The 10934-nt window shown below is 67.9% G+C and carries 10 protein-coding genes; 6 read left to right on the top strand and 4 right to left on the bottom strand.

Annotated features, from left to right (window positions below):
* Positions 1 to 131: 131 nt before the first annotated feature.
* On the bottom strand, positions 132 to 2111 hold the full coding sequence (locus ACVPT3_RS03805; protein WP_492042876.1) for an acetyl-CoA carboxylase biotin carboxylase subunit: 1980 nt from the start codon (positions 2109 to 2111) through the stop codon (positions 132 to 134).
* Positions 2112 to 2252: 141 nt separating this feature from the next.
* Between ACVPT3_RS03805 and ACVPT3_RS03800 the strand changes: the two genes are divergently transcribed.
* Positions 2253 to 2615, top strand: a complete 363-nt coding sequence (locus tag ACVPT3_RS03800) for a GIY-YIG nuclease family protein (protein WP_492042875.1) — start codon at positions 2253 to 2255, stop codon at positions 2613 to 2615.
* Between the two features lie 209 nt (positions 2616 to 2824).
* Here ACVPT3_RS03800 and ACVPT3_RS03795 read toward each other — a convergent pair whose 3' ends face one another.
* Both ACVPT3_RS03795 and ACVPT3_RS03790 read right to left on the bottom strand, forming a co-directional pair.
* Positions 2825 to 3085 carry a phosphotyrosine protein phosphatase gene (locus ACVPT3_RS03795; RefSeq protein ID WP_492042874.1) on the bottom strand — a complete coding sequence of 87 codons (261 nt, stop codon included), beginning with the start codon at positions 3083 to 3085 and terminating at the stop codon, positions 2825 to 2827.
* Between the two features lie 62 nt (positions 3086 to 3147).
* On the bottom strand, positions 3148 to 4683 hold the full coding sequence (locus ACVPT3_RS03790; RefSeq protein ID WP_008259414.1) for an acyl-CoA carboxylase subunit beta: 1536 nt from the start codon (positions 4681 to 4683) through the stop codon (positions 3148 to 3150).
* A gap of 131 nt (positions 4684 to 4814) precedes the next feature.
* Here ACVPT3_RS03790 and ACVPT3_RS03785 point away from each other — a divergent pair, with 131 nt between their 5' ends.
* From ACVPT3_RS03785 to ACVPT3_RS03765, 5 genes are all read left to right on the top strand, one after another.
* Positions 4815 to 6251 (top strand): helix-turn-helix domain-containing protein, encoded by a 1437-nt coding sequence (locus ACVPT3_RS03785; protein ID WP_492042873.1) that lies wholly within the window; start codon positions 4815 to 4817, stop codon positions 6249 to 6251.
* 7 nt (positions 6252 to 6258) lie between these two features.
* A complete protein-coding gene (locus tag ACVPT3_RS03780) occupies positions 6259 to 7296 on the top strand; it encodes an oxidoreductase (RefSeq protein WP_492042872.1) in 1038 nt (345 codons plus the stop codon).
* A gap of 117 nt (positions 7297 to 7413) precedes the next feature.
* On the top strand, positions 7414 to 8238 hold the full coding sequence (locus ACVPT3_RS03775; protein WP_492042871.1) for a hypothetical protein: 825 nt from the start codon (positions 7414 to 7416) through the stop codon (positions 8236 to 8238).
* 320 nt (positions 8239 to 8558) lie between these two features.
* On the top strand, positions 8559 to 8933 hold the full coding sequence (locus ACVPT3_RS03770) for a BlaI/MecI/CopY family transcriptional regulator (RefSeq protein ID WP_492042870.1): 375 nt from the start codon (positions 8559 to 8561) through the stop codon (positions 8931 to 8933).
* On the top strand, positions 8930 to 10576 hold the full coding sequence (locus ACVPT3_RS03765; RefSeq protein WP_492042869.1) for a M56 family metallopeptidase: 1647 nt from the start codon (positions 8930 to 8932) through the stop codon (positions 10574 to 10576). The genes ACVPT3_RS03770 and ACVPT3_RS03765 overlap by 4 nt, the downstream gene beginning before the upstream one ends.
* Before the next feature lie 48 nt (positions 10577 to 10624).
* Here the strand turns inward: ACVPT3_RS03765 and ACVPT3_RS03760 are convergent, their stop codons facing one another.
* A complete protein-coding gene (locus tag ACVPT3_RS03760) occupies positions 10625 to 10933 on the bottom strand; it encodes a hypothetical protein (RefSeq protein WP_492042868.1) in 309 nt (102 codons plus the stop codon).
* Position 10934 lies beyond the last annotated feature (1 nt).

Raw genomic sequence — 10934 nt, 5'->3', positions numbered from 1 at the left:
CCTAGGCCTTGTGCCTAGGATCCATAGACTCGGTCGAGGACGGTGCGCACAGGCGGACACCGAGCGTATGGATCCTCGCCACAAGGGCGAGGATGACGACGGAGAGAGTGGCGGCGAACCCACGCTCCGCATCACCCGAACTCCACCAGCACGTCATCCGCCGCGACCGGATCCCCGTCCTTGGCCCCCACCGCCTTCACCACCCCGTCGCGCTCGGCCTTCAGGATGTTCTGCATCTTCATCGCCTCGATGATGGCCACCGTCTCGCCGGTCTTGACCGCCTGGCCCACCACGACGGGGATCGACACCACCAGCCCCGGCATCGGCGACAGCACCATCTTGGAGGTGTCCGCCGCGACCTTCTCCGGCAGGCGCGCATACAGTTCGGCGACATGGGGCCGCAGCACCCGCACCCGCGCCCGCACCGCGCGGTGGCGGATGTCGAAGCCGTCGGCGACGCGTTTGACCTCGGCGGTGAAGGGCTCTCCATCCAGCTCGGCCTTGAACTGGGCCAGGCCGGGCCGCCAGTCGATGTCCGACAGGCGGATGTCGCCCCCGCCCGTCAGGGTCAGGATCATCTCCTCGTCCTCGTCGTAGGACAGGCCGACGCCGTGCGGGGTCTTGTCGATCATCACGATCCAGTCGGTGCGGTCCGACGGGTCGCCGTCTTGTTCGGCGATGACCTCGTGCATAGCGAGCGCCGAGGCGATCAGGATCCGCTCCTGCTCCACCGTCGGGCGCAGGCCGTTAAAGCCGTCCGGGAATTCGTCCTTGATATAGCTGGTCGACAGATTGCCCGACTTGAACCGCTCCTGGTCCATCACCGCCGCCAGGAAGGGTACATTATGCCCCAGGCCCGACAGGTGGGTGTCCTCCAGCGCCCGGGCCATGCCCGTCACCGCGTCCTCGCGCGTCTCGCCCCAGGCGCACAGTTTGGCGATCATGGGGTCGTAGAACATGCTGATCTCGTCGCCCTCGCGGACGCCGGAATCGTTCCTGACCGTATAATCCCCCTGATCGCCCTCTTCCGGCTGCTCATAACGGACCAGCCGCCCGATGGACGGCAAGAAGCCGCGATACGGGTCCTCGGCGTAGATCCGGCTCTCGATGGCCCAGCCGTCGATCTTCAGGTCCTTCTGCTCGAAGGCCAGTTTTTCACCCCAGGCCGAACGGATCATCTGTTCGACCAGATCGACCCCGGTGATCAGCTCCGTCACCGGATGCTCGACCTGCAGCCGGGTGTTCATTTCCAGGAAGTAGAAGCTCTTGTCCTGACCGGCCACGAACTCGACCGTGCCGGCGCTGTCATAGTTCACCGCCTGGGCCAGGGCGACGGCCTGCGCCCCCATGGCGGCGCGGGTGGCCTCGTCCAGCAGGGGCGAGGGCGCCTCCTCGATGACCTTCTGGTTGCGGCGCTGGATCGAACATTCGCGCTCGAACAGGTGGACCACATGGCCGTGCTTGTCGCCCAGCACCTGGATCTCGATGTGGCGCGGGTCGATGATGAACTTTTCCAGAAAGACCCGATCATCGCCGAAGGCGTTCAGCGCCTCGGCCTTCACCGCCGCAAACCCCTCGGCCATGTCGGCGTCCGAATGGGCCACGCGGATGCCCTTGCCGCCGCCGCCGGCCGAGGCCTTGATCATGATCGGATAGCCGATCTGGTTGGCGATCCTGACCGCCTCCTCCGGCGTCTCGATCAGCCCCATATGGCCCGGCACGGTCGAGACCCCCGCCTCGGCCGCCAGCTTCTTGGAGCTGATCTTGTCGCCCATGGCCTCGATGGCCTCGGGGTTCGGCCCGATAAAGGCGATCCCCTCGTCCCTCAGCCGCCGCGCGAACCCGGCGTTCTCAGACAGGAACCCAAAGCCCGGATGCACGGCCTGCGCCCCCGTCTGGCGCACCGCCTCGACGATCTTGTCCGCCAGCAAATAGGACTGCGCCGCCGGCGCCGGCCCGATCAACACCGCCTCGTCCGCCATCTCGACCGCCAACGACCCGGCGTCGGCCTCCGAATAGACCTGCACGGTCTTGATGCCCATGCGGCGGCAGGTCTTGATGATCCGAACCGCGATCTCGCCCCGGTTGGCGATGAGGATTTTGGAGAACATGGTTCAGTCCTTCATAATCGTCATCCTAGGCCTTGTGCCTAGGATCCATAGACTCCGTCGAGGCCGGGGCTCACCGGCCCAAACCGGGCGTATGGATCCTCGGGACAAGCCCGAGGATGACGGGGTGTGGGGGAGAAACAGATGGTCGGTCGCGACAGCCTGATCGGCTGCTACATGATGACCAACAGAAAACACGGCGTGATCTACACCGGCGTCAGCAGCCGACTTGTCACGCGCGTCGGCGAACACAGAGCAGGCCTCATCGACGGCTTCACCAAGCAGTTCGGCCTCAAACGCCTGGTCTGGTACGAATTCCATGACACCATCGTCGGCGCGATCCAGCGCGAAAAGTCTCTGAAACGCTGGCCCCGCGACTGGAAGGCCAACCTGATCGAACGCACCAACCCGCATTGGGACGACCTGTTCAACGGTCTGGTCCGGGCGACGGGCGCAGAGCCGGACCCGGAAGTCTATCGAAACTGGACGCCCCCGGAAGAGACGTGACGCCCCTTCCTCTTTCTCCGTCATCCCCGCACCCCTCCCCGTCATCCTAGGCCTTGTGCCTAGGATCCATAGACTCCGTCGAGGCCGGTGCGCACAGGCCGACACCGAGCGTATGGATCCTCGGGACAAGCCCGAGGATGACGACAGGGGGGTGGAGAGCGAACAAGCGGGCTCCAACTGCACCCATCGGGCGTTATGATGAAATCCACTCATAGGAACGGCGTCACCTTCGTCTTCAACACCGCCACGAGCTCGGGCTGCATGAAGGCGTAATCATCCGGGATATCGAGGCAAACGACACGCGCCTTGCGGAGCTGCGGCTTGAACCGCCGCGCCAGCTTCGCCCGATGCTGCTTCTCCATCACAAAGATAATGTCCGCCTCCTCGACCATCTCCCCCGTCACCAACTCTTCGGCATCCGGAGCCAGACCCGCAGAAGCCACTTCGATGTTCGGCCAGTTGGCGAACACCTGTTCAGCTGTGGGCTGCGCAGCCGATTGCGCGAGCAGATGAAGAGGACGTGTTTCATCACCTAAAGCGGAATATTATCGTGCTTCTTCCAGGGGTTCTCCTGGACCTTGTTCTTCAGCGTCCGCAGCGCCTTCACCAACCGCCGCCTTGTCCCGTGCGGCATGATGACGTCGTCGATATAGCCCAGCCCCGCCGCCACGAAGGGATTGGCGAACCGGTCCTTGTACTCCGCCTCGCGCGCGGCCAGGGCCGCCGGGTCGCCGGCCTCCTTGCGGAAGATGATCTCGACCGCCCCCTTGGCGCCCATGACCGCGATCTCGGCGGTGGGCCAGGCGTAGTTGACGTCGCCGCGCAGGTGTTTCGAACTCATCACGTCATAGGCGCCGCCATAGGCCTTGCGCGTGATCAGGGTCAGTTTCGGCACGGTCGCCTCGGCATAGGCGAACAGCAGCTTGGCCCCGTGCTTGATCAGGGCGCCGTACTCCTGTTTCGTCCCCGGCATGAAGCCCGGCACGTCCACCAGGGTCACCAGCGCAATGTCGAAGGCGTCGCAGAAGCGCACGAACCGCGCGGCCTTGCGGCTTGAATCGATGTCCAGCACGCCCGCCAGCACCTGGGGCTGGTTGGCGACGATCCCAACCGTCTGGCCGTCCAGCCGGCCGAAGCCGCAGATGATGTTCTTGGCGAAATCGGCGCCGATCTCGAAGAAGTCGGCCTCGTCGACCACCTTCAGGATCAGCTCCTTCATGTCATAGGGCTGGTTCGGATTGGCCGGAATCAGGGTGTCCAGCGACGGCTCGTCCCGCTCGGGCTCGTCGTAGCTCTCGCGCACCGGCGGCTTTTCGCGGTTCGACAGCGGCAAAAAGCCGATCAGGCGGCGCACCTCCGACAGGGCTTCCAGATCATTCTCGAACGCCCCGTCCGCCACGCCCGACTTGCCGGCATGGACCCGCGCCCCGCCCAGATCCTCGTGGCTGACGACCTCGTTGGTGACCGTCTTCACCACATCGGGGCCGGTCACGTACATGTAGCTCGTGTCCTTCACCATGAAGATGAAGTCGGTGATGGCCGGCGAATAGACGTCGCCGCCCGCGCACGGCCCCATGATCACGCTGATCTGGGGAATGACGCCGCTGGCCAGGGTGTTTTGCAGGAAGATGTCGGCGTAACCGGCCAGGCTCTCGACCCCCTCCTGGATCCGCGCCCCGCCGGCGTCGAACAGGCCGATGATCGGTGCCCCCGTCGTCAGGGCCATCTTCTGCAACTTGACGATCTTGGCCGCATGGGCGCCCGACAGGCTGCCACCGAACACCGTGAAATCCTTGGAGAAGACATAGACCAGCCGCCCGCCGATGGTCCCGCGCCCCGTCACCACCCCGTCGCCGGGGATGCGTTGCGTCTCCATGCCGAAGTCGTGGCTGCGGTGCTCGACGAACATGTCGGTCTCCTCGAAGGAGCCCTCGTCCAGCAGAACGTCGATGCGTTCGCGCGCCGTCAGCTTGCCCTTGGCGTGCTGTGCGGCGATACGCTTTTCCCCACCGCCCAGTTTGGCGGCGGCGCGACGACGCTCCAGTTCTTCAAGGATGGCTTGAGTCATGATGGGTTTACGCCTCTTGTTCGTGAGGGAAGGAGTGGCGGCTTCATCGCAAATACGCAAACGCAACTTTGCAAAAGATGCGGAGCTGCGTGGACTTGCAAAGGACGTCCTTATGAACAGCAAAGTTGCGAATGGCTGAGAAGCTTTTTCTGGGCGCCAAACTGCGCAAGCTGCGCGAGGCGCGCGGCTGGACGCTGGAGGCCTGCGCCGAACGTCTGGGTCTGTCGCCCTCCTATCTGTCGCAGATCGAGACCAATCAGCGCCCGGCCACCGCCCGCGTCCTGATCGCCCTGACCCGCGCCTTCCATATCGACGCCAGCCTGTTCGATCTGGAGGGCGACGCCCGCCTGATCGCCGACCTGCGCGAGGCCACCACCGACATCGCCGGTCCGGTCAGCGGCGGGGCCGAACCCCCGACGGCGGCCGAGCTGAAACAGGCCGTCGCCAATACCCCGCGCCTGGCCCATCAGTTCCTGGCCCTGCACCAGGCCTTCCGCCAGCTGGACGAGCGGGTGAAGGCGCTGGACGACACCCTGGGCCGCGACGAACTGGGCGCCCGCGTCGCCCTGCTGCCCTATGAGGAGGTCCGCGACTTCTTCCACTACCGCGACAACTACGTCGACAGCCTGGACACGGCGGCCGAGGCCCTGGCCGCCGACATCCCCCAGGACGGCCCGATCGAACGGGCGCTGGAGACCCTACTGGCCGACCGGCACGGGGTCCGCACCGTCTATGTCGCCGGCCAGGAGGCCCTGCGCCGCTACGACCCCGCCAGCCGGATCCTGAGCCTCGACGCCTGGCAGCCCGGCGCCACCCGATCGTTCCAGCTGGCCCACCAGCTGGCCCTGCTGTCCTTCCGCGACCTCATCGAGACCGAGCTGGACCAGGCCGCCTTCCGCACCCAGGCCGCGCGCGACGTGGCCCGCGTCGGCCTGGCCAACTACGCCGCCGGCGCGCTGCTGTTGCCCTATCGCGCCTTCCTCGAAGCGGCGCGGGCGGAGAAGCACGACATCGACCGCCTGCGCACCCGCTTCCAGGTCAGTTTCGAACAAGTCTGCCACCGGCTCTCGACCCTGCAACGGCCCGGCTGGCGCGGCGTGCCCTTCTATTTCGCCCGCGTCGATATGGCCGGCAACATCACCAAACGCCACAGCGCGACGCGCTTCCAGTTCGCTCGCTTCGGCGGCGCCTGCCCCCTGTGGAACGTGCACGAAGCCTTCGCCACGCCCGACCGCATCGGGGTCCAACTGGCCGAGATGCCCGACGGCTCGCGCTACATCTCCATTGCACGCTCCGTGTCCAAGCCCAGCGGCTCCTATCTGGCCAACGACCGCCGCTACGCCCTGTCGCTGGGCTGTGAGGTCGAGCACGCCGGATCCCTGGTCTATGCCGCCGGTCTGGACCTGAACGGCCCCGCCGCCCGGATCGGCGTCAGCTGCCGCATCTGCGAGCGCACCGACTGCACCCAGCGCGCCTTCCCGCCCCTGGACCGCGCCCTTCACGTCCCCGAGAACGAGCGCGGCGTGGTGCCCTATGTGCTGGATGGACCCCGCCCGGACCGCTATTGATCGGGGCATGACCTCACACGCACCCATCGGCGTCGCCGTCGTCGGCTACGGCCTGGCGGGCCAGACCTTCCACGCCCCCCTGATCGCCGCCACCCCCGGCCTGACCCTGACCGCCGTCGTCTCGTCGCGCCCTGAAGCCGTCCACGCCGACCTGCCGGACGTCGCGGTCCTGCCCGACCTGGACGCCGCCCTGGCCCGCGACGACATCGGCCTGATCGTCGTCGCCACCCCCGACGTCCTGCACGCCGAACAGTCCATCGCCGCGCTTCAGGCCGGCAAGTCGGTGGTGGTGGACAAGCCCTTCGCCGCCACCCTGGCCGACGCGCAAGCCGTCGCCACAGTCGCCGCCGCGTCGCCCGGCGTTTTCAGCGTCTTCCAGAACCGCCGCTGGGACGCCGACTTCCTGACCCTGCGCCGCCTGATCGACCAGGGCGAACTGGGCGATGTCGCCGTGTTCGAAAGCCACTACGACCGCTTCCGCCCGACCGTGACCGACCGCTGGAAGGACCAGCGCGACGGCGGCGTCTGGGCCGACCTGGGCCCGCACCTGATCGACCAGGCGGTCCAGCTGTTCGGCCCGCCCCTGGCCGTCTACGCCGACCTCCAGGCCCAGCGCGTCGGCGCCACGGCCATCGACTACGCCCACGTCCTGCTGCGCTACGACCGGCTGCGCGTCATCCTGAACATGAGCCACCTCGCCGCCGAGGCCAGCCTCCGCTACGTCGTCCACGGCACGGGCGGCAGCTTCGTCAAACACGGCCTCGACGCCCAGGAGAACCAGTCCAAGGCGGGCTTACGCCCCGGCGACGCCGACTGGGGCCTGGACCCCTCGCCCGGCGTCCTGACGAAACAGATCGACGGCGAAACCGTGCGCACCACCCCGCCCCCCGAACGCGGAGACTATCCGGCCTTCTACGCCGCCGTCCGCGACGCCATCCGCGGCGAAGGCCCGCCGCCCGTCCCCGCCGACCAGGCCCTGACCGTCATGCGCATCCTCGACGCCGGACTGCGCAGCGCCGCCAACGGCCGAGAAGTCCTTCTCTAGCGAGGTTCCGCCAGTCTCCACTCGCCAAGATTGAACAAATCTCCGGGAGTAGACAACTTTAGATTGATCTGGTCGCCCGATTAATACATCTTATGGATGCAACTCGGGAGGATTTCCATGTCAGTCACCGTAACGCTTCACATCTATTCCGGCCGCCCCAATCCCCGCTGGACCTTGTCGTCAGAGCAAGAGGCCACGCTCGGCGCCGCCCTCGCGCGGGGCGCCGCGGTCACCGAAAGCGCCGTCCAGCAGCCGAGGACGCTTGGGTATCGCGGCTTCACCTTGCAGACGGCGAGCAAGGGCCGTCTTCCATCGCACGCCTTCCTGCATGGCCGTCGCCTGAACTCCGGCGACGGCGGCGCGGTCCGACTGCCCGACCACGGGACCGAAAGGTGGCTGCTCGAAACCGCCGGCTCAGTCGTGTCCGACAGGGCGCGCGCGGCGGTGCTGCGGGCTCTGGACCGTCTGGAGAACGCACCGCCCCCGACCACGGACCTCCTCGGCGCCCCTCCTTATGATCCCGGCGTCTGGAACGACGACCCGGACGTCATGGCGAACAACAACTGCTACAACTACGCCAACAACCTGATCACCAACACCTTCGCCCAGCCGGGCCGCGGTTCCGGCGCGGTGTTCACCGACTTCGACTGCGCGGATGTGGGCGCCGCCTCGGAACGCGACGGTCAGGTCGAGACCGGCGATCCGGCCCAGAATCCCGATGACGGGCAGATCATCTGCCTGGTCATCTGGCCGGACGAGGATTTCCACTGGTACCGCAAGGACAGCGACGACTACTGGTCTCACAAGCCCGGATCGACCGCAGCGACCAATCTCGACGCGGCGGGCGATGTGATCGCCGATCCCGAGACCTGCGACCGGGGCGAATATACTGTCCTGTGCGGCTACTACCTGTGCGACCCTGACGTCGTCACGATCGAATGACGGCGACGGGGCGGAGAGGGCGCGAGGTTCTGCTCTGACTTTCACCTCTCCGCGCGAAGGCGCGCGGAGAGGACAGGTCGCGCTTGCGACCAAGAGGGGGCGACTCCGGCGGTGGTGATGACCGGACCAGCGTCTGAAACCGCGCCGCCCCCTCCTGGCGTTCGCTGACGCTCCGGCCTGTCCTCGCCGCCGGCCTTCGCCGGTGGGGAGGTGATGAATTCCCGCCCTACCGCGAGTTCATCCTTTCGCCTCATTCCCGCCCCAATCCGCTACGCATGTAGCGCTACAGGTGTAGCGCCAACAGCCACGGGAACCGCGTCATGATCGAATCCCTGCCCCGCCGCGAACGCGAGGTCTTCGAGACCCTGTGTCGGCTCGAGAAGGGCGCCGCCGCCGCCGTCCGCAACGCCCTGTCCGACCCGATCAGCGACTCCGCCGTCCGCACCCTGCTGTCGCGGCTCGAGGCCAAGGGTCTGATTGAACGCACCCCTGGCCCCGACGGCTATGTCTACAGCCCGGTCCAACGCACCGAGGCCGTCGCCGCCGGCGCCCTGCAGCGGATGATCGACACCTTCTTCGCCGGCTCAGCCGCCAGCGCCGCCACCGCCCTGCTGGGCCTGGGCCAGAAGCTGACGCCGCAAGAGGCCGCCGCCCTGGAACGGATGATCGACGAATCCGTGGAGCGCGACTCGTGACCTGGACCCTTCTCCTTTCGCTGCTGGTCAAGTCCAGCCTGATCGCCGGCGCCGGCCTGGCCTGTTCGCGTCTTCTGGCTCAGCGGCCGGTTGACCGGGTCGACATCCTGCGCGGCGTGACCTGTCTGCTGCTGGCCCTGCCGGTGATCATGGCGGTCCTGCCGTCGCTAAAGCTGGCCCTGCTGCCCGCCGCCGAGCCCCTCATCACACCACAGACTATGCCCATGTGGCAGGGCGAGGTCGGCCCCGTCGCCGGGGTCGAAATCTCCGGCGCCCTGCCCTGGCCCACGCCAGCCCTGATCGTCGGCCTGATCTGGTTGATCGGCGTCGCGGCGGTCGCCGGCCGGCTGCTGCTGGGCCTGCAAACCCTCGAGCGCTGGACCCAGGAAGGCCGACCCGTCAAATGCCCCGCCTGGCGCACCGCGCTGGACACCCAGACCACCGGCCAGCCGCCGCGCCTGATCGCCAACGACCGGCTGTCCGGCCCGCTCAGCTGGGGCGCCGCGCCCGGCGTCATCCTGGTCGACCCGACCAGTCTCGCTGAACGCCAGGCCGCCCCCGCCATCCTCGCTCACGAACTGGCCCATCTGCGGCGCAAAGACTGGGTCTTCCTGGTCCTGTCGCGGCTCAGCCTGGCCCTGTTCTGGTTCAACCCCCTGGTCTGGGCCCTGCACCTCGACCTGGTCGCCCGCTCCGAAGAGGCCGCCGACGCCGACGCCCTGACCACCGTGGACCGTCAGGTCTACGCCCGCGCCCTGGTCCGCCTGGCCGCCCATCCCGTCCCTCGCTCCATTCCCTGCGCCGCCAGCCCCATGGCCGCCGACGCCCGCACCCTGAAGACAAGGATCGCCTGCATCATGTCGAACACCCCGTCCCGCCGTCGCCCGCTGACCGTCGCCCTGACTGTCGCCGCCCTCGCCGCCGTCGCCACGCCTCTCGCCGCTCTCGAACTGAGCCGTCAGGACTGGACCAGCCCGCCCCCGCCGCCTGAAGCGCCCGAGCCGGCCCCGCCCCCGGCTCCGCCCGCCCCGCCGGAACCGCCCGCACCGCCGTCGATGGTCGTCCCACCCGCGCCTCCCGCTCCGCCTGCTCCCCCGGCGCCGCCCGTCTTCCGCTCCAGCTATACCTACACGTACAACGGCGTCCCCTCCGCGGAAGCGGAACGCGCTGCAGCCGACGCCCGCGCCCAGGCTGAGCAGGCCCGCGCCCGCGCCGCGGAGGCCCGTCGGAACGCCGCCGAAAGCCGTCGCCAAGCCGAGGAAAGCCGCGCCCGGGCCGAGATCGCCCGCCTCGACGGGGCCCAGGACCGCGCTCGCGCCGCCCAGGCTCGCGCTCTGGGCGAACAGGCCCGGCGCATGGGCGAACAGGCCCGGCTCCAGGCCGCCAGCGCCCGCGTGGACGCCCGTCGCCAGATGTCCAAAGGCGCCGAACAGATGCGCGAGGGCGCGCAGGAGATGCGGGCGGAGGCCATTCGCCTGCGCGACCCCGCCTACCGCGCCCGCCAGATCGCCGACAACCGCAGCCGGGGCAACCGAGTCACCGACGCCGAACTCCTCGCCGTCGCCGCCAGCCTGCCCGCCAAGGCCGACCAGTTGGAACGCGACGCCGACCGCCTTGCGCAAGACGCTCGCTCTCACGATTAGGCTTGAACGGACCTTGTCGGCGGGTGTCGCTCCCTGGCGAACCTCGCTTTAGTAGCCGAGCACAGTCGGCAGGGTCTGCCAGATCATGGCGATCCCGCCGATGCCTGCGCCCGCAGCGGCGAGCTGGTCACGAAACACACCGCCTTGATCCCGACGCTTGGACAGGCGTTTCACGGCGACACGCAGAAGCACCCCGGCCAGGCCGACGCAGACCGCGCTGAAGGCGAGACCCGCCATTCTCCATGCCGGATCATCCGCCGTCGAAACCACGTCGGCCGCGCTGGCCAGGGCGTACAGGCCCATGAAATGCGCAGCCCAGATGATCAGGCCGCCGGTCATCCAGGCCCAGGCCCTCATC

This window comes from Brevundimonas sp. FV1ps31S, assembly GCF_058681265.1.
The sequence above is the reverse complement of the archived record's forward strand: the minus strand, read 5'-3'. Positions and strand labels throughout refer to the sequence as shown.